19 protein-coding genes and 1 pseudogene are annotated in these 17,434 nt (G+C 60.3%); 12 read left to right on the top strand and 8 right to left on the bottom strand.

Annotated features, from left to right (window positions below):
* Nucleotides 1-10: 10 nt before the first annotated feature.
* Complete coding sequence (locus EUU22_RS17390) at nucleotides 11-703, bottom strand: glutathione S-transferase family protein (protein WP_112685805.1); 693 nt, start codon at nucleotides 701-703, stop codon at nucleotides 11-13.
* Between the two features lie 160 nt (nucleotides 704-863).
* Here EUU22_RS17390 and EUU22_RS17395 point away from each other — a divergent pair, with 160 nt between their 5' ends.
* Entirely contained in the window at nucleotides 864-1,670 is an 807-nt protein-coding gene (locus tag EUU22_RS17395) for an undecaprenyl-diphosphate phosphatase (RefSeq protein ID WP_129333258.1), read from the top strand.
* Between the two features lie 47 nt (nucleotides 1,671-1,717).
* Here the strand turns inward: EUU22_RS17395 and EUU22_RS25325 are convergent, their stop codons facing one another.
* The 3 genes from EUU22_RS25325 to EUU22_RS17405 form a co-directional block, all read right to left on the bottom strand.
* A complete protein-coding gene (locus EUU22_RS25325) occupies nucleotides 1,718-1,876 on the bottom strand; it encodes a hypothetical protein (protein ID WP_165351202.1) in 159 nt (52 codons plus the stop codon).
* 192 nt (nucleotides 1,877-2,068) lie between these two features.
* Entirely contained in the window at nucleotides 2,069-3,049 is a 981-nt protein-coding gene (locus EUU22_RS17400; protein ID WP_129333259.1) for a complex I NDUFA9 subunit family protein, read from the bottom strand.
* A gap of 114 nt (nucleotides 3,050-3,163) precedes the next feature.
* Nucleotides 3,164-3,451 (bottom strand): DUF1330 domain-containing protein, encoded by a 288-nt coding sequence (locus tag EUU22_RS17405; protein ID WP_112685799.1) that lies wholly within the window; start codon nucleotides 3,449-3,451, stop codon nucleotides 3,164-3,166.
* A gap of 217 nt (nucleotides 3,452-3,668) precedes the next feature.
* Between EUU22_RS17405 and EUU22_RS17410 the strand changes: the two genes are divergently transcribed.
* Nucleotides 3,669-4,655 (top strand): right-handed parallel beta-helix repeat-containing protein, encoded by a 987-nt coding sequence (locus EUU22_RS17410; protein ID WP_165351203.1) that lies wholly within the window; start codon nucleotides 3,669-3,671, stop codon nucleotides 4,653-4,655.
* A gap of 24 nt (nucleotides 4,656-4,679) precedes the next feature.
* Here the strand turns inward: EUU22_RS17410 and pyrF are convergent, their stop codons facing one another.
* From pyrF to dnaN, 4 genes are all read right to left on the bottom strand, one after another.
* Entirely contained in the window at nucleotides 4,680-5,372 is a 693-nt protein-coding gene (gene pyrF / locus EUU22_RS17415; protein ID WP_129333261.1) for an orotidine-5'-phosphate decarboxylase, read from the bottom strand.
* Entirely contained in the window at nucleotides 5,369-5,959 is a 591-nt protein-coding gene (locus EUU22_RS17420) for a histidine phosphatase family protein (RefSeq protein ID WP_129333262.1), read from the bottom strand. The genes pyrF and EUU22_RS17420 overlap by 4 nt, the downstream gene beginning before the upstream one ends.
* A gap of 6 nt (nucleotides 5,960-5,965) precedes the next feature.
* Nucleotides 5,966-6,559, bottom strand: coding sequence for a phospholipid N-methyltransferase PmtA (pmtA, locus tag EUU22_RS17425; protein ID WP_129333263.1), 594 nt, complete (start codon nucleotides 6,557-6,559; stop codon nucleotides 5,966-5,968).
* Between the two features lie 138 nt (nucleotides 6,560-6,697).
* On the bottom strand, nucleotides 6,698-7,816 hold the full coding sequence (dnaN, locus tag EUU22_RS17430) for a DNA polymerase III subunit beta (protein WP_129333264.1): 1,119 nt from the start codon (nucleotides 7,814-7,816) through the stop codon (nucleotides 6,698-6,700).
* 222 nt (nucleotides 7,817-8,038) lie between these two features.
* Between dnaN and rsmI the strand changes: the two genes are divergently transcribed.
* The 10 genes and pseudogenes from rsmI to EUU22_RS17480 all read left to right on the top strand — a co-directional run bounded on the left by rsmI (nucleotide 8,039) and on the right by EUU22_RS17480 (nucleotide 17,423).
* Complete coding sequence (gene rsmI, locus EUU22_RS17435; protein WP_439329162.1) at nucleotides 8,039-8,953, top strand: 16S rRNA (cytidine(1402)-2'-O)-methyltransferase; 915 nt, start codon at nucleotides 8,039-8,041, stop codon at nucleotides 8,951-8,953.
* Complete coding sequence (locus EUU22_RS17440; protein ID WP_129333266.1) at nucleotides 8,950-9,333, top strand: YraN family protein; 384 nt, start codon at nucleotides 8,950-8,952, stop codon at nucleotides 9,331-9,333. Before rsmI ends, EUU22_RS17440 begins: the two co-directional genes overlap by 4 nt.
* A 218-nt stretch (nucleotides 9,334-9,551) precedes the next feature.
* Complete coding sequence (gene ugpB / locus EUU22_RS17445) at nucleotides 9,552-10,871, top strand: sn-glycerol-3-phosphate ABC transporter substrate-binding protein UgpB (RefSeq protein WP_129333267.1); 1,320 nt, start codon at nucleotides 9,552-9,554, stop codon at nucleotides 10,869-10,871.
* 100 nt (nucleotides 10,872-10,971) lie between these two features.
* Nucleotides 10,972-11,856, top strand: coding sequence for a sn-glycerol-3-phosphate ABC transporter permease UgpA (ugpA, locus tag EUU22_RS17450; RefSeq protein ID WP_129333268.1), 885 nt, complete (start codon nucleotides 10,972-10,974; stop codon nucleotides 11,854-11,856).
* Nucleotides 11,857-11,867: 11 nt separating this feature from the next.
* Nucleotides 11,868-12,716 (top strand): sn-glycerol-3-phosphate ABC transporter permease UgpE, encoded by an 849-nt coding sequence (gene ugpE, locus EUU22_RS17455; RefSeq protein ID WP_129333269.1) that lies wholly within the window; start codon nucleotides 11,868-11,870, stop codon nucleotides 12,714-12,716.
* Nucleotides 12,717-12,718: 2 nt separating this feature from the next.
* The gene (locus EUU22_RS17460; RefSeq protein ID WP_129333270.1) at nucleotides 12,719-13,819 is read left to right on the top strand and encodes an ABC transporter ATP-binding protein; all 1,101 of its coding nucleotides are present in this window, start codon (nucleotides 12,719-12,721) and stop codon (nucleotides 13,817-13,819) included.
* Between the two features lie 155 nt (nucleotides 13,820-13,974).
* Nucleotides 13,975-14,475: a cupin domain-containing protein gene (locus tag EUU22_RS17465; RefSeq protein WP_129333271.1), complete on the top strand. Its 501-nt coding sequence runs from the start codon at nucleotides 13,975-13,977 to the stop codon at nucleotides 14,473-14,475.
* Nucleotides 14,476-14,563: 88 nt separating this feature from the next.
* On the top strand, nucleotides 14,564-15,511 hold the full coding sequence (gene gshB / locus EUU22_RS17470; protein WP_129333272.1) for a glutathione synthase: 948 nt from the start codon (nucleotides 14,564-14,566) through the stop codon (nucleotides 15,509-15,511).
* A gap of 201 nt (nucleotides 15,512-15,712) precedes the next feature.
* Nucleotides 15,713-16,354 (top strand): annotated as a pseudogene (locus EUU22_RS17475) (magnesium chelatase domain-containing protein); the annotation flags it as partial.
* 256 nt (nucleotides 16,355-16,610) lie between these two features.
* Complete coding sequence (locus tag EUU22_RS17480; protein ID WP_165351204.1) at nucleotides 16,611-17,423, top strand: DUF2971 domain-containing protein; 813 nt, start codon at nucleotides 16,611-16,613, stop codon at nucleotides 17,421-17,423.
* Nucleotides 17,424-17,434: the final 11 nt, after the last annotated feature.

A 17,434-nucleotide genomic window follows, 5' to 3' on the forward strand; every position in this document is an offset into this window, starting at 1 on the left:
CCGCTCCTCATCAGAAATCCAGATCAGCGTAGTGCGATACCGGCGTCAGCCCGCGCACGCGCTCGGCAAGCAGCGGGCGGAAGGATGGGCGGGACTTAAGCCGCTGATACCACTCCTTGACGACAGGTGCTTCCGACCAGTCGATCTCGCCGAGATAGTCGAGAACGGAGATTGCCGCGGCCGCCGCAAGATCGGCGTAACTCAGCCGGTCCCCCGCCAGCCAGGGGCGCGAGCCGGAGAGCCAGGCCAGGTATTTCATGTGCTGCCGGATGTTGTTGCGTGCCGTGCGCAGTACCTTGCTGTCGGGTGCTCCGCCGCCGAGCCCATTAGGGATCTGCAGCTTGTGAACGCGCTCCCGCACCAGAGGCCGGGTGACGTCCTGCTCCATTTTCTGCAGAAACCATTCGGTGAGACGGCGAATCTCGGCTCTCTGGAACGGGTCTTCGGCCAAAAGCCGGCGGTCGCGCTTCAGCACTCCATGGGTTTCGTCCAGGAATTCGGAAATCACCGTCGGCCCGCAAAGCGCGCGCATATTGTCGTCAACATAGACCGGTAGCGTCCCCGCCGGATTGAGCGCCAGGAATTCTCTGCGTTTTTCCCAGGTCTGCTCTTCCACCAGGTCGGCTGGAAAGCCGTATTCCGACAGGACCAGCCGGATGAACCGGGACGCGGTCGACATGGGATGATGATACAATGTTGGCATTTTTGTCCGCATTCTCTACTGCTGAGACGCCACGGCGACTGGACGCTTCTCGCCCCGCCTCGCACGGCTGGCCATAGCCACGGTCTCCAAGCTATAGGTTCTCGGCCCCCTCAATACAAGCGAATCAACCCTTTCGCCAGCGGCACCACAAGGACTTTTCATGGAAGACCAATCGATCGTCAGCGCGCTCCTTCTCGGCCTCGTCGAGGGGCTGACGGAATTCATCCCCGTTTCCTCCACCGCCCATGTGCTGCTCGCCGGGCACTTTCTCGGCTTCCGTTCGCCCGGAAACACCTTTGCGGTACTGATCCAGCTCGGCGCCATCCTGGCGATCCTCAGCGTCTATGCACAGAAGCTCGTCGGCATCGCGGTGACGCTGCCATCCAGCGCCCGCAGCCGTCATTTCGTCTTGTCTATTTTGGTTGCCTTCTTGCCGGCGGCGGTCATCGGAGCATTGGCACACGGTTTCATCAAATCGGTTCTCTTCGAAACGCCGGCGCTGATGTGCACTGTACTCATCCTCGGCGGTCTCGTGCTGCTCTGGATTGATCGTCAGGCGCTCACACCTCGTTACACCGACGTGATGCAGTATTCCCTGCCGCTCGCCTTCAAGATCGGCCTTTGTCAATGCGTGGCGATGATCCCGGGTGTCTCCCGCTCGGGCGCGACCATCGTCGGCGCTCTGCTGCTCGGCGCGGATAAGCGGTCAGCGGCGGAGTTTTCCTTCTTTCTCGCGATGCCGACCATGGTCGGCGCCTTCACGCTCGATCTTTACAAGAACCGCAATGCGCTGAATTTCGACGACACCGCGCTCATCGCCATCGGCTTCGTCGCGGCCTTCATCTCTGCCCTGCTGGTGGTCAAAAGCCTGCTCAACTATGTTTCGAAGCGCGGCTATGCATTTTTCGCTTGGTGGCGCATTGCCGTCGGCGGCTTGGGCCTGGCAGCGCTGGCTCTCGGATTCTGAGGCCGAGACCGGGCGCCCTGCGGGGCGCCCGAAGATTTCGACGCAGATCAGCGGGTGGTCGGGATCGACGCCGTGCTGCAGGGGTCGACGCCATAGGCCGGTGCGCAGTTCGATCTGCCCGCGACGCCCGTCGAGGGCGCCATGAACGAACCTGCCATGATGACCAGTGCCGCACACGCAAAAAAGAGTGCGATAGACTTACCCATAAATCTGCCTCTCGGAATGATGGTCTGCGTCCCGTCAGCGCAATGGCGAAGCGCCCGAACGCGGTGGACGATCTACGCATTGCCAGCCGTTTCTTCAATAGAAGATCTTGCTGAACCTTCGGTTAACAAAGGTAATTTGCCACTGCGTCATTTGTGCAACGCAGCAGTGGCGCGCATCGCAAGGAGAACGCGTCACGCCTCCTTGCCGGCTCCTGTGAATTGCCCGTGCGGGCGGTACTGCACGAGGTAGGAGGGAAGGATCGATTCCAGCGTAACCGGAGTAATCCCCATCGCTTCGAGCGTGCGACCTTCGGCCCTCGCTGCCTCGGAGACGACGTTGTCCTTCTTCAGGAGTTTCACCTGGTCGCCGGTGAGCGGCGGTTTGATGAAGGGCACGAGCGACATGAGGCCGGCGAGCAATGAAGCCACGCCGAACGGCAGGCTCAGGAAGCCGCGACGGCGCTCGACCGTCGTCAGCATGACCTCCATGCATTCGCGGAAGGAGAGGACTTCCCGCCCGCCGAGTTCGTAAATCTTGCCGCGCGCGAGCTTGCCGTCGACGGAGCGGGCGACCGCTTCAGCCACATCGCCGACATGCACCGGCTGGAACCTGGTCTTGCCGCCACCGATCAACGGCAGGAACGGCGCCTTGCGGGCCATGGCGGCAAACTTGTTGAAGAAACTGTCCTCGGGTCCGAAGATGATCGAAGGTCGCATGATGACGGCATCCGGCTTGGTCGAGAGGATCGCGGCCTCCGACTTGCCCTTTGTAACCGCATACTGCGATTCGGAGTTCACGTCCGCGCCGATGGCCGAGATATGGGTCAGGGTCGCGCCGGCATTGCGGGCGGCTTCCGCCACTGCGCGGGCGCCAAAGTCCTGGACGGCGTCGAAACGATTGCGTCCGCTCTCGAAGAGAATGCCCACGCAGTTGACGACATGGTCGGTTCCCTCGACCGCCTTGTCGACCGAGGCGCGGTAGCGCAGGTTTGCCTGGACGAGCGAAATCTGGCCGACATTGCCGAGCGGCAGCAGGAAGCCTGCGAGATCCGGCCGCCGGACCGCGACGCGGATGCGGTATCCGCGGCGGGCGAGCGCGCGCACGATATGCCGACCGACGAAACCCGATCCACCAAACACGGTCACGAGCGGTGGAAGATTGGACAGGGTCATTGGCAGGCTCCCTCGGAGAGAATTGGGCAGTGTGGCTTCAAGCTGTCTATTAGACGAATCGCTTCGCGACGTGAAGTGCCATCGCGCCGCAGAAAGGTCGTGTGGATCGGCGTTTCAGACGCCTTCGACCACGACCATCTCGGCATCCGCCACTTCCTGACGGATCTTTGCGGCGATCTGGTATTCCGGCGAATTGTAGCAGTCGACGGCGGCCTGATGGGACGGGAATTCGATCACGACATTGCGTGCGCGGGCCTTTCCTTCGAGCTCCGTGAAGGCGCCGCCGCGGGCGAGAAAGGTTGCGCCGTACTTTTCGAAGGCCGGTTTTGCCGCCGCGACATAGTCCTTGTAACGCTCCGGATCACGGATATCGACGCGGGCAATCCAATAACCTTTGGGCATCCTGTCCTCCTGTCTGGTCTGTTCAGGCGGTTTTGAGTGAATTCGCCGGGAGGGTCAAGTTTGTTCATTTCGGGCTAAGGTGCGGGTCGTATGTTCTGGAATCAGATCACATCCGCAGAGGGAGCCTACATTGAAGCCATGGTCCCGATTGGGAGCGTCCGGTCGCACGGTCTTTCCTGTTTTCATTATGATTTCCGTCACAACGATGATTGTCAGTTTGGCATGGTCAACCGACGCGCAGGCGAAGATGTGCGATGCGACCTTCTACGAAACGCTGAGAAGTGTGCCCCACGGAAAGGATGATCGGATCACCGTGGATTGCGACCTTCAACTGAGGCCGGACGACGTAATTACCCGGAAACTGGTGTTCGCCGGTGATGCTGCTTCGGGTGTCAGCCTCGATTGTCGCGGCGCGACACTCGGCAGTGCCAAAATGAAATACGGCGTAAGCGCGCCGACCGTTCTCGTGAGATCTCAGAAGTTGCCCGGTAGTTCCGGCTGGAGCGTCCCGCGAAACATCCGGATCACGAACTGCAAGATCATCGGAAACATACGCCTGACGGGTCTCGGTCCCAACGGGGAAGCCGAGGAGGTACGAAAATCGTCGCTCAATCGGGATCACACCGCGAATGCGCAGCGGAACGCCCCCTCCGGCATTGACCTGAAGAACGTTTCGATCGAGGCGGTCGGCACGATCCCCCTTTATTTCGGCCCGGGGGTGACGAAGTCATCGCTGACGAACTCGACCATACGTGGAAAATCGGCGAAGACCGCCATCTATCTGGATGCGGAATCGGCCGAAAACGTCATTGCCGGCAATCGCTTCTCCGTCAAAGCCGGCCGCGAAGTGATCGCGGTCGACGGTTCAGCGCGAAACGTTATCTCGGGCAATATCTTTAAAAACCCCGAGAAAGGCGGTATTTTCGTCTATCGCAACTGCGGCGAAGGGGGAACCATTCGCCACCAGGAACCTAGGTCCAACCAGGTCATCGACAATCGCTTCGTGTACCGTTCGAGCATCGTTGCCTATCCGGCAATATGGCTCAACCACCGGGATGTGGGGAAATGGTACTGCAAGGTCGATCCGAGATATCCCTTCGGCAGCAGTCTTGATCCGCGTGATCGGGCGATTGACAACGTTCTCGCCGGAAACCGCTTCGAGGGCGCAATATCCCCCACGGTGCTCAACACCGAGCGAAAATAGCGGCACCCGCATCAGTGCCGAGGTTCAGAGGACCTCGGCCATTTCTGCGAGGATGGCGCGCGCCGCCTCCTTCGGATCCTGCGCCTTGACGATGGGCCGGGCGACGACGAGGTGGCTGGAGCCCGCCTTGAGCGCGTCGGCGGGTGTCATGACCCGCTTCTGGTCACCGCGATCTGCACCGGCCGGCCGGATGCCCGGTGTGACGAGCGCCATGTCGGGACCGATGACCTTGCGAACGGCGCGCGCCTCTTCTGCCGAGCAGACGATGCCGCCCATGCCGGCCGCACGTGCCTGCTCGGCCCTGCGAAGGACGAGGGTGTGCGGATCGTATTCGTAGCCGGCCTCGATGAGATCGCCTTCGTCCATGGACGTCAGCACGGTCACTCCGAGCAGGCAGAGGCCGGAGCCTTTGGCGGCCTCGACCGCCGCACGCATCGCCTTTGGATAGGCGTGGAGCGTCAGCATCGACATCCCCATCTTCGCAATGTTCTCGACACCCGAGGCGACGGTGTTGTCGATGTCGAGCAGCTTCATGTCCAGGAAGATCTTCTTGCCCGATGCGGCGAGATCGCGGGCGAATTCCAGCCCGCCGGCAAAGGCCAGCTGGTAACCGATCTTGTAGAAGAGGATGTCGTCCGAAAGCTTGTCGACGATCGTTTCGGCTTCACGCAGCGTCGGTACGTCGAGCCCGACGATGAGGCGTTCTCGTGCGGTCAAGGGTTCACTCCCGGCCAGTTTTCCATCGCCGTCCAGTCGCACGTGACGCGGCGATCTGCAAGGGAGAAGGCAAACAGATTACCGCCGCCTCCGGGTTGGTCCTTGCTGCAGGAAATGAGAACGCCGGCAAGACGGCATCTCAAGAGGGTTCCGACGCCGCCGTGGCCAACAAAGGCGATGGGTCTTGCGGGATCATGGCCGGCGAGGGCGGCTTCCACGGCGCGGACGATCCGTCGTTGGGCGTCGATCGCCTTTTCCCATCCCCGGAAGCTCTCGGTAGGATGGGCGAAGAACCAGTCGGCCGCCTTCTCGAATTCTGACGGCGAGAGGAATCCTGTCGCGGACCGGTCGTTCTCATGCATTGCGTCGACCGTCTCGTAGTCGATATCCGCCGCCTCAGCGAGAATCGCCGCTGTCTCCATTGCCTTGATTTCGGCACTTGAGACGATGCGTCTGAGCCGGCTCACCCACAGCAGGGCCGAAGCGGCTCGAGCTCGACTCACGCCAATGTCGGAAAGTCCCCATTGCGGAACGGGTATATCGGGATCGACCCGGACCTGCGGATGGGTGATGTAAAGCGCGAACATCGCCGGCTATGCCCGGCGATAGATCCAGAGCTGCGCCGGCGGGATGTTGCGGACGATGAAGTCGAAGTGCTGGATGTGATAGCTATGGGGCTTCGCAATGATCGGCGATACCGGTCCATAGGAAATCTGCACCACCGGACGGCCGGGCGGCAGGCGGTCGAGGAGGCTTTCCAGCAGCCGGATCCGATCCTGCATCGGGAAGTTCAAGAGCGGAACGGCGGAAACGACGGAATCAAACTTCTGGCCCGCGAGCGCTCCAAGCGTGTGGTCGAGATTGAAGGCGTCGCCGTGGATGAAGTTCACCGCCGGATAGGTTTCCTTGAGGTGATTGTAGAAGTCCTCGGAATACTCGACGGAGACCAGCCTTTCCGCCGGTATGCCGCGCGCGAGGATCGCCTTGGTGATCACCCCGGTACCGGGACCGAGTTCCAGGACCGGCAACCCGGAGTTCGGATTGACGATGCTCGCCATCTTCTTTGCGGTGATCGAGGAGGTCGGGACGATCGCGCCGACCAGCTTCGGTCCCTGCATCATGCCTTTGAAGAACCGGATCTCCTCGTCGAACTTCTTCTCGAACCGTTCCTTCAGACGTCGTACCATGGCCTAACCCTCACCAGAGACCGATTATGCAAAAACCGCAGCGGTCACACTGGGGCTATGTTGCGCCGCTTTGTCGCAAAAACAAGGCTAAATGGCGCGCATAGAGCAGAAATCCAACGGATTCGACCGAGCGGTCCCTCAAACCCGCATCGGCATCAGCACGTAGAGTGCGTCATCGCCGGCCGTGTCGCGAATGAGCGTGGGCGAGCCGGCATCCGCAAGCATGAAGATCGCATCGTCTCCGGAGAGCTGAGCGGTGATATCGAGCAAGTACTTGGCGTTGAAGCCGATTTCCATCGAGTCGTTTTCGTATCCGACGGCCACTTCCTCGGTTGCGCTGCCCGAATCGGGATTGTTGACGGTGAGCATCAGATGACCGTCGGAGAGCGCGAGTTTCACGGCGCGCCCGCGTTCGGATGAGATGGTCGATACGCGGTCGACGGCCTGGGCGAAGGTCTGACAATCGACCCGCATCTCCTTGTCGTTCGCTGTCGGGATAACCCGCTGGTAGTCCGGGAATGTGCCGTCGATCAGCTTCGAGGTCATGACGATCGAGCCGATGGTGAAGCGGATCTTTGCGTCCGACACTTCGATGGTGACGACGAGATCCGGGTTGTCGACCAGCTTCTGCAGTTCGCCGACCGTCTTGCGAGGGATGATGATGCCAGGCATGCCCTCGGAGCCGGACGGGGCCTCCACGTCGGCGCGCGCCAGCCGGTGGCCATCGGTCGCTACAGCGCGCAGCTTCAACGTTCCGGCGCTCTCGATCGTGTGAAGGAAGATGCCGTTCAGGTAGTAGCGGGTCTCCTCCGTCGAGATCGCAAACTGCGTGCGATCGATCAACATCTTGAGATCGGAGGCCTTCAGCTTGAAGGCGTGGCTGAAGGTGCCGGCGGTAAGATCCGGGAAGTCCGATTCCGGCAGGCACTGCAGCGAAAACTTGGAGCGGCCGGAGGCGACCGTCATCGAGGCGCCGTCCGGCGTGGTTGCGAGCAGGACTTCGGCGCCGTCCGGCAGCTTGCGGACGATCTCGTAAAGAAGGTGGGCCGGTACGGTCGTTGCACCGGCCTGCTCGACCATGGCGGGCGTCGCCTCGGTGATCTCGAGGTCCAGGTCGGTTGCCTTCATGTCGAGGCTGGCGCCTTCCGCCCGCAGCAGCACGTTAGACAGGATCGGGATGGTGTTGCGACGTTCGACCACGCGATGAACATGGTTCAGCGATTTGAGAAGGTTGGACCGTTCAAGTGTGATACGCATAGACTTTACCGCTTTCGACCTGTCGCCATCCGGGGAGCTGGAATGGCCGCAATATGACGCCGCGCTGTTCGTCGGCCGGAGAATGTGGACGCGCAAAATGGCAGCAAAAGGCGGTCGATTGCAAGAGCCATCACGCGCGGACGGAGCGAATGGGCATTGTATCTTGTTCAAAGATCGATGCTGAACCATAAAGGCGCTGTCATCCCCGAAAGGACGCCTATTGTGACTGACATCCGGAAGGACGCCGCGGCCTCCCCGAAGACCTATCGTCTCCACGATGCGGTGATCTCCGCCCGGCCGCTCGAACCTGCGCTCTATTTGGTCGCAACGCCGATCGGCAACCTTGGCGATATCACGTTGCGGGCGCTCGAGGTGCTTGCCGGCGCGGATGTGCTAGCCTGCGAGGATACGCGCGTCACCCGCGTTCTGCTCGATCGCTACGGTATCCATAACCGGCCGATCGCCTACCACGAACACAATGCCGAGGTGGCGGGCCCGAAATTACTCGCCACCCTGGCGGAAGGAAAATCCGTGGCGCTGGTTTCCGATGCCGGCACGCCGCTCGTCTCCGACCCAGGCTATCGTCTGGGACGCATGGCGATCGATGCCGGTCACCGGGTGGTGCCGATCCCCGGGCCTTCGGCCCCGCTGGCGGCCCTCGTCGGCTCCGGCCTGCCCAATGACGCCTTCTTCTTCGCCGGGTTCCTGCCAACGAAGGACAAGGCGCGGCGGGATCGCCTGGAGGAGGTGCGGGAGGTCCCAGGCACGCTGCTGTTCTTCGAGTCGCCGCACCGTATCGGCGACACGCTGGCTGCCGCGTCGGATGTGCTCGGTGTCGGCAGGCAAGCTTGCGTGTGCCGCGAACTGACCAAGACCTTCGAGGAGTTCCGGCGCGGTACCCTCGCAGAACTTGCGGATTACTATGGTGGTGACCGCGCTGTGAAGGGCGAGATCGTGCTGGTGATCGGTCCGCCTGCTCCCCCCGAGGCGCCGGCGCAGGACGATGTCGACACACTCCTGAAGCGCCTTGCTGCCGACCTCCCCGCCGGTAAGGTGGCAACCGAGGCGGCAAGGCGGACGGGTCTATCTCGCAAGGACCTCTACCAGCGGATTCTCGAACTCAAGGACGAGGGATGAGTACCGTCCGGCCGCAGGAGAGAAGACCCGACGGCCGGCGGCTCAGGGCGGAACGACGCGGGCGTTTGTCCGAATACGTTGCCGCGCTTTTTCTTCTTCTGAAGGGGTACCGCATTGTCGCCTTGCGCTTTCGTTGCCGCGCCGGCGAGATCGACATCATTGCGCGCAAAGGCACGATTGCCGTTTTCGTGGAGGTGAAGGCCCGCCGTCTGGAGCGCAGCGCCGTCGACGCCGTAAGCTTTCGCACCCAGAAGCGCATTCATGCGGCGAGCGACGTCTGGCTCTCGCGGCAACCGGATTTTTCCAACCTCTCTTGCCGCTACGACATCGTTGCCGTCATGCCTTGGCGCCTGCCGAGGCATTTCGAAGACGCGTTTTAGATCGCTGCGTAGGGTCGATGGAAGCGTCACGAAAGTGTCGTTGAATGGTCACGTCACCGTCATCGAACCGTCACCTACCGTTCATCCCGCCTCATTAGAGAAGCGAAAGCGAACCGAAACCCTCCGATCGCCGAACGAACGTCGAAGCGAAAATTTCTGCCTTGACGGCCTATTCGATGTCTCTAAAGTCTCAACTCTTCTGAGGAGGAGAGGAACACATGATAAAGAAAGTTGCTTTTGCCGCGCTGGCACTTAGCCTGTCGGCCTCCACATCCTTTGCCAAGACCCAGATCACTTGGTGGCACGCCATGAGCGGTGAGCTGGGAAAGAAACTCGAAGAGATCGTTGCCAACTACAACAAGTCGCAGGACGCGTATGAGGTGGTTCCGACCTACAAGGGCAACTATACCGAGACAATGACGGCGGCGATCGCCGCTTTCCGTGCCAAGCAGCAGCCGGACATCGTCCAGGTGTTCGAAGTCGGAACGGGTACGATGATGGCGGCCAAGGGTGCGGTCTACCCGGTTTACAAGCTGATGGCCGATACCGGGACCGAATTCGATCCGAAGGGCTTTCTCTCGGCCGTTGTAGGCTACTATACGGATACGGACGGCAATATGCTTTCGATGCCGTTCAACTCATCGACGCCGATTGTTTATTACAACAAGAGCGTCTTCAAGAAGGCGGGGCTCGACCCTGAAACGCCGCCGAAGACCTGGCAGGACGTAGAAGCCTATTCCAAGAAGATCATGGAATCGGGCGCCGCCAAGTGTGGCTTCACCTCCGGCTGGATTTCCTGGGTACAGCTCGAGAACTTCTCCGCCTGGCACAATCAACCGATCGGCACGCTGGAGAACGGTTTTGGTGGTATCGACCCCAAGCTCACCGTCAATGGCCCCGTCCAGGTCAAGCACTGGTCGAATTTGAAGAAGTGGCAGGACGAGGGCGTCTTCCAGTATGGCGGGCCTGTCGGAGGCGATGACGCTCCGCCGAAATTCTATGCGCAAGAATGCGCTATGTATATGAATTCGTCGGCCGCTCGCGCCGCCGTCATGAACAACGCGAAGGATTTTGAAGTCGGCTTCGGAATGCTGCCTTACTATTCTGACGTTGACGGTGCGCCGCAGAACTCCATCATCGGTGGAGCAACCCTCTGGGTCCTGCAGGGACACGACGAGGATGAATACAAGGGCGTTGCCGACTTCTTCCATTACCTGTCCTCGCCGGAGGTCCAGGCCGATTGGCACCAGTTCTCGGGTTACCTGCCGATCACTCAGGCCGCCTACGATCTCGGTCAGCAGCAGGGATACTATGAGAAGAACCCTGGCTCCGACGTTGCGATCAAGCAGATGACGCTGAATCCGCCGACGGAAAACTCGAAGGGGCTTCGTTTCGGCAACTACGTGCAGATCCGAACGATCATCGATGAGGAGTTCGAGGCGCTGTTGTCCGGCAAGAAGGACGCTCAAGGAGCGCTCGACGCGGTGGTGGAGCGCGGTAACAAGCTCATCGGCGACTTTGCTGCGGCAAACCAGTAAAGTTTCCGAAGCAAGTCCGAGCTAGCGGAAGGGCCTGCAGGGTCGGCGACCCGGCAGGCCTTCTGTATCCCCTCAAAGCCTCCATCCGTCGGATGCCGCCATGCAGACCAAGCGCACGATATTCGGCAACAAGATTCTGCCATACGGGCTCCTGTTGCCCCAACTCGCGGTTACTTTGATCTTCTTCATCTGGCCGGCCGCCCAGGCGGTGCGCCAGTCGTTCCTGCAGGAGGATCCGTTTGGCCTCAGCACGGCCTTCGTCGGACTTAAGAACTACACGGCACTTTTTGCGGATCCAGGCTACCTGAATTCGCTACAGGTCACGCTGGTGTTTTCGGTCGGTGTTGCCGTTTCTTCGATTGTTCTGGCGCTGATCCTCGCACTCGCTGCCGATAGCTGCATCCGCAGCCGTAACGTCTACACGACGCTGCTTGTCTGGCCCTATGCGGTCGCCCCTGCAGTCGGTGGTATCCTGTGGTGGTTCATGTTCAATCCGACCATAGGCATTGCGCCCTACGTGTTCCGGGGGATCGGCTACAACTGGAATCACAGGCTTTCCGGCATCGACGCGATGATCCTGGTGATCATGGCCGCGAGCTGGAAGCAGATCTCCTACAACTTCCTTTTCTTCCTGGCAGGCCTGCAGGCCATTCCTCAGTCGTTGAGGGAAGCGGCCGCCATCGACGGAGCGGGGCCGGCGAAGCGCTTCTTTACCGTCATTTTTCCGCTGCTCTCGCCCACCACGTTTTTCCTGGTTGTCGTCAACATCGTATACACGATGTTCGATACCTTTGCCGTCATACATGCCACGACCAAGGGAGGTCCGGCGCAGGCGACGAATATCCTCGTCTACAAGGTCTTCAACGACGGTTTCATCGGCCTTAATATGGGATCGTCCGCCGCCCAGTCGGTCATCCTGATGGGCATCGTCATCTTTCTTACCTTCGTCCAGTTCCGCTTTGTCGAGCGGCGCGTACAATACTGAGAGGGCAGCGGATGGTTGAGAACAGGCCCGGCCTCAGAATTCTGGCACATCTGGTGCTGATAGCAGGTGTGGCGATCGTCGCTCTGCCTGTCTATATCGCGTTCATTGCCTCCACCCACGGTCCGAACGATTTTCTCTCCGGCTTGATTCCGCTCACGCCGGGTGGCCACGGCTTGGAGAACTACAGGCAAATGCTGACCTCGGGTCTCGCCTCCTTCGGTATGCCGCCGCTCACACCCATGTTGGTCAACAGCCTGATCATGGCCTTGTCGATTGCGGTGGGAAAGATCGTGATCTCGTTCCTCTCAGCATTTGCGATTGTCTACTTCCGCTTTCCGCTGCGCCAGTTCTGCTTCTGGATCATCTTCGTTACGCTGATGCTGCCTGTCGAGGTGCGCATCGTGCCGACCTTCGAGGTTGTTGCCAATTTGGGGATGTTGGATTCGTATGCAGGCCTGTCGATCCCGCTGATTGCTTCCGCGACGGCCACGTTCCTGTTCCGTCAGTTCTTCTTGACGGTTCCGGATGAGTTGCTGGAGGCGGCGCGGATTGATGGTGCGGGGCCGCTCAAGTTTCTTCGCGACGTGCTTTTGCCGTTGTCCAGAACCAACATGGCTGCGCTCTTTGTCATCCTCTTTATCTACGGGTGGAACCAGTACCTCTGGCCGCTCTTGGTGACGACTGACCCCGGCTATTACACCATCGTCATGGGCATCAAGCGTATGTCAGAAGTTGCCGATGCCGAACCGCAATGGAACCTCGTCATGGCCACCGCCATGCTTGCCATGCTGCCACCGGTGCTGGTCGTCATTTTCATGCAGCGGCTTTTTGTAAAAGGCCTTGTGGAAACGGAGAAGTGAAGATGGCTTCAATCGAAATCGACAAGGTCGGAAAGGTCTATGCCGGTGGCGTCCACGCCGTGACGGATGTTTCGATCTCGATCGCGGACGGCGAGTTCATCGTGCTCGTCGGCCCTTCCGGCTGTGGCAAGTCCACGCTTCTGCGCATGGTCGCGGGGCTCGAAACCATTTCGAGCGGCAGCGTCAGCATCGGTGATCGGATTGTGAATCGCGTGGAGCCGGCGGATCGAGACATTGCCATGGTCTTCCAGAACTATGCGCTCTATCCGCATATGAGCGTCTACGACAATCTCGCTTACGGCCTGAAGAACCGTGGCGCACCCAAGGCGGAGATCGACGCCCGTGTCGCCGAAGCCGCCCGTATGCTGCAGCTCGAGCCCTATCTCGATCGCAAGCCGAAGGCGCTCTCCGGCGGCCAGCGCCAGCGCGTTGCGATGGGGCGTGCAATCGTCCGCAAGCCGGCGGCCTTCCTCTTCGATGAGCCGTTGTCCAATCTCGACGCCAAGCTGCGCGTCTCCATGCGCGGCGAGATCAAGCAATTGCAGCGTCGGCTCCGTACGACATCGATCTACGTCACACACGACCAACTGGAGGCGATGACGCTGGCCGATCGTCTGGTCGTGCTGAACGCCGGCCGCATCGAGCAGATTGGCACGCCACTGGAGGTCTACCACAATCCTGCCTCCACCTTTGTGGCAAGCTTTATCGGTTCGCCCGCGATGAACCTCTTGGACGCGGTGCTCGATCATGATCGTCTGCGGATTGGCGAGACAGAATTCGCGATCGGACAGCCGACCGCGGTTTCCGGGCCGATCACCGTTGGCGTGCGCCCCGAGGACCTCGCCGTCGTCGAGAAAGGCGCGCCATCATTGCCCTTCTCCGTCGATTACGTCGAGGAATTAGGTGCACACAGGTTGGCTCACGGCCACGTCGCCGGACAGCGACTGACGGTTTCCCTCGGACTGGACACGGAGATAACGCCGATGATGCTGTTGGCGGCGCCTCTGACGCGGCTGTATTTCTTCTCCAGCGAGACCGGCAAGCGTGTCGCTCCCGTAACCAACACGGCTGCATCGGCGCTACCGCAAGGCACGTCGGCCTGAGACGCCGAGCCCGGCCGAGACATGGTGGCTTGCATCCGTGGCTCCGCCGTTGTGTCGGAAGTCTGCGGTTGCGGAAAATTTGAACGATCGCGCTAACCGTGCTCTCACGCCTGTCTGCTACTTCCTCACGAGACCGAATTTTCGAGGGAGAGACCATGGCTTTGAAGCTTCTTCTCGTCAGCATGGCAGGCGCACTCGCGACGCTGCCGAAGGAACGGCAGCTCGGAGAGCGTCCGCCGCTGGTAGCCGCAAATAGCGGCATGCTGGTGCTGAAGCCCGCGCCGATCAATCCGGACTGGATCATCCGGGGGACCCCGATGGCCCGTGTCGGCGATCATTCGACCAGTACGGACGAGGCGAGCTCGACAGCCGTCTGGGATTGCACCGCCGGCGAGTTCCGATGGTACTTCGGCTGGGACGAAACCGTCGTGATCCAGGAGGGTGAGGTTCATGTCACGGCGGAAGACGGCAGCGAAAGAGTGCTGAAGGCCGGCGACATCGCCTATTTCCGCGGCGGCACCTGGGCGACCTGGCGGATCGACAACTACGTCCGGAAGATCGCCTTCCTGCGTAAGCCGTTTCCGGAACCGCTCGCGACGCTTTACAGGATCCGCAATGCGTTGCGCTCACCGTCTCGTCGGGGCCTCTTCGGCTGAACCGAGGTTCAGAAAATTAGGACGCCGCGACGTTGCCATCGCGGCGGCGGCGGCCTACATCTGACCTGCTTTCAACGAGGGGCAGGCAATGGCGAAGATCACTAATATCGCGGTCCAGATGGACCATGTGTCCGGTATCGGAATCGCAGGCGACTCTACCTTCGCGATGAGCCTCGAGGCGCAGGCCCGTGGTTACCGCCTGTTCCACCACACGCCCGATCGCCTGACCATGCGGGACGGGCGCGTTTTTGCGACCGTCGAGCCGATGGAACTGCGCGACGTCAAGGGTGACCATTTCACGCTCGGTACACCGGAGCGCGTCGACCTCGCCACGATGGACGTGGTCCTGCTGCGGCAGGACCCGCCGTTCGACATGGCCTACATCACCTCGACCCATTTGCTCGAGAGGATTCATCCGAAGACATTGGTGGTGAACGATCCTGCCTGGGTCCGCAACTCGCCGGAGAAGATCTTCGTCACCGAGTTTGCGGACCTGATGCCGCCGACCCTGATCACCCGCGACAACAACGAGATTGCGCGCTTCCGCGAGGAGATGGGCGATATCATCCTGAAGCCGCTCTACGGAAACGGCGGTGCCGGCGTCTTCCACACAACCCGCGACGACCGCAACTTCTCCTCGCTGCTGGAGATGTTCCATCAGGTGTTCCGGGAGCCTTTCATTGCGCAGGCCTACTTGCCGGACGTCCGCAAGGGCGACAAGCGTATCATCCTCGTCGACGGCGAGCCGGTGGGGGCAATCAACCGTGTGCCGGCTGAAACCGACAGCCGCTCCAACATGCATGTCGGCGGGCGTGCCGAGGCGACCGAACTGACGCCGCGCGAGCGCGAGATCTGTGCGAGGATCGGTCCGGCGCTGAGGGAGCGCGGCTTTCTGCTGGTCGGCATCGACGTGATCGGCGACTACATGACGGAAATCAACGTCACCTCGCCGACCGGCCTCCGTGAAGTGAAACGCTTCGGCGGTGCGGATATCGCCGCCCTGCTTTGGGACGCAATCGAGAGAAAGCGCGCCTGAGACTGCCGGGCGGCGTCACTGCCCACGGCGTACGATGTTTGTTCCCGGATACAACCGATGTAAAACCTATGCGGGAATATTGCGCGCAAATGTTCCGCAAATGTTCTTGTCATTACTCGAAATCCGTGTCAGTGTTCGATCGGCAGCGCGCGAAAGATGTATTTTCCCGCCATGCCAGGGGGCAGATCGAGGGGGCGGGCGATGGTTGCGCGTGTCAGTACGGTTGCATTTCAGGGCATCGAAGGGGTTCCGGTCGACGTGCAGGTGATGATCGCGCCGGGCAAGATCGGCATGCAGATCGTCGGCCTGCCCGACAAAGCGGTCGCCGAAAGCCGCGAGCGGGTGCAGGCCGCCTTACATGCCTCGGGCCTTGCTTTGCCGCCCAAGCGGGTCACCGTTAATCTCGCACCGGCGGATCTGCCGAAGGAAGGCTCGCATTTTGATCTTCCCATCGCGCTCGGCCTGATGGCGGCCCTGGGCGCGATACCCGGCGACGCCCTTTCCGATTACGTGGTCATTGGCGAACTCAATCTCGATGGAACGATTGCCTCGATTGCCGGTGCGTTGCCTGCGGCGATCGGCGCCAATGCGCTTGGCAAGGGTCTGATCTGCCCGGCTCACAGCGGACCCGAGGCGGCCTGGGCTGGGGCGGAGATGGATATTCTGGCACCGCGCAGCCTGATTGCGCTCGCCAATCACTTTCGGGGAACCCAGGTCCTGTCGCGGCCGGAGCCGGCAGTCCGTGCACTGGCCGCCAATCTGCCCGATCTCGCCGACATTCGCGGGCAGGAAAGTGCGAAGCGCGCGCTCGAAGTGGCGGCGGCCGGCGGTCACAACCTGCTGACATTGTGCTACATTAAAAATCTTCCGGGGAAGCTGTGTCGGAACTCCCCTCGTAAGCACTATGATGGCTCGTGGGTAGCGATTCGGGGGATCCATGCAGGACGTGTTCAGGCTCCGGGATATCTTCGCGCCTCATGAGGGCCGAAGGCGAGACGATCTGGTTCGTCACAATCGACGATTAATTCATTACACCTCTGCTGCGGCAGCGGTTTCGATCATCCGCAATGGTCGCGTTTGGATGAGAAACGTTCGGTGCATGAACGACTTCATGGAAGTCGAACATGGATTCCAACTCCTCCAGCGTTCTTTTTCGCCTCCAGTGGATTCGGAGACGGAGAAAGGCCTTCGCGCGGTCGGTGCGGCGTTGGACGCCGTCTTCCCAGGGTTGACCGAAGACAGTATTAAATGGTTCGACGGATGGCTGTTCCAGTTGAGAAACAAGACCTATGTGACCTGCCTCTCCGAACATGATTCATCTGAGAACGATTACGGCCGGCTCTCCATGTGGCGGTCTTATACAGCCAATCAGGTGGGAGTCGGCTTGGTGATCAATCCCCTGCCATTGTACAGCCTGAGTGACACTTTCGGCGCGTTTAGTAGCCCCGTCTATTATTTCAATGACAACGATCTCCGCGATCTTTTCCTAGAGATCGCCAACAACATTTCTACCAACAAGGACTTTTTGCAATCGAAGGGTCGGGAAGAGATCAAGGGTTATTTTTGCATGCTTCTTCGTGCAGTGGCGATGTGCACGAAGCATCCAGGCTTTCTTGAAGAGAAAGAGTGGCGAATTATGCACACCGAAAAGCTCGACGAGAAAGGGACCCTAGAACTTGATGTGGAATGCATCGCCGGAATCCCACAGCCTGTATATAAGATACCTCTACAGGATCATGCACCTAGCGGCATGACAGGAATTTCCATTCCAGATCTTCTCGAACACGTCCTGATCGGTCCGACGCAATTTCCTATCCCTGTCTGGGACGCGATCGTCATCGAGCTGGAGAAAGCTGGAGTAGAGGACGCAGAGAGCAAGGTGTCATACTCGAATATACCCCTTCGAACGTAACACCGATCACA

The sequence above is a fragment of the Ciceribacter ferrooxidans genome, from assembly GCF_004137355.1.
Taxonomy (GTDB): domain Bacteria; phylum Pseudomonadota; class Alphaproteobacteria; order Rhizobiales; family Rhizobiaceae; genus Allorhizobium; species Allorhizobium ferrooxidans.

Excerpts from the sequence above, each read along its gene's own strand:
- dnaN (WP_129333264.1), bottom strand. The coding sequence starts at position 7,816 with ATGCGTATCACACTTGAACGGTCCAACCTTCTCAAATCGCTGAACCAT.
- EUU22_RS17400 (WP_129333259.1), bottom strand. The coding sequence starts at position 3,049 with ATGACCCTGTCCAATCTTCCACCGCTCGTGACCGTGTTTGGTGGATCG.
- gshB (WP_129333272.1), top strand. The coding sequence starts at position 14,564 with ATGGCGAAGATCACTAATATCGCGGTCCAGATGGACCATGTGTCCGGT.
- EUU22_RS17420 (WP_129333262.1), bottom strand. The coding sequence starts at position 5,959 with ATGTTCGCGCTTTACATCACCCATCCGCAGGTCCGGGTCGATCCCGAT.
- pmtA (WP_129333263.1), bottom strand. The coding sequence starts at position 6,559 with ATGGTACGACGTCTGAAGGAACGGTTCGAGAAGAAGTTCGACGAGGAG.
- EUU22_RS17390 (WP_112685805.1), bottom strand. The coding sequence starts at position 703 with ATGCCAACATTGTATCATCATCCCATGTCGACCGCGTCCCGGTTCATC.
- ugpB (WP_129333267.1), top strand. The coding sequence starts at position 9,552 with ATGATAAAGAAAGTTGCTTTTGCCGCGCTGGCACTTAGCCTGTCGGCC.
- ugpE (WP_129333269.1), top strand. The coding sequence starts at position 11,868 with ATGGTTGAGAACAGGCCCGGCCTCAGAATTCTGGCACATCTGGTGCTG.
- EUU22_RS25325 (WP_165351202.1), bottom strand. The coding sequence starts at position 1,876 with ATGGGTAAGTCTATCGCACTCTTTTTTGCGTGTGCGGCACTGGTCATC.
- EUU22_RS17480 (WP_165351204.1), top strand. The coding sequence starts at position 16,611 with ATGAACGACTTCATGGAAGTCGAACATGGATTCCAACTCCTCCAGCGT.
- EUU22_RS17440 (WP_129333266.1), top strand. The coding sequence starts at position 8,950 with ATGAGTACCGTCCGGCCGCAGGAGAGAAGACCCGACGGCCGGCGGCTC.
- EUU22_RS17405 (WP_112685799.1), bottom strand. The coding sequence starts at position 3,451 with ATGCCCAAAGGTTATTGGATTGCCCGCGTCGATATCCGTGATCCGGAG.
- EUU22_RS17465 (WP_129333271.1), top strand. The coding sequence starts at position 13,975 with ATGGCTTTGAAGCTTCTTCTCGTCAGCATGGCAGGCGCACTCGCGACG.
- EUU22_RS17460 (WP_129333270.1), top strand. The coding sequence starts at position 12,719 with ATGGCTTCAATCGAAATCGACAAGGTCGGAAAGGTCTATGCCGGTGGC.
- EUU22_RS17395 (WP_129333258.1), top strand. The coding sequence starts at position 864 with ATGGAAGACCAATCGATCGTCAGCGCGCTCCTTCTCGGCCTCGTCGAG.
- ugpA (WP_129333268.1), top strand. The coding sequence starts at position 10,972 with ATGCAGACCAAGCGCACGATATTCGGCAACAAGATTCTGCCATACGGG.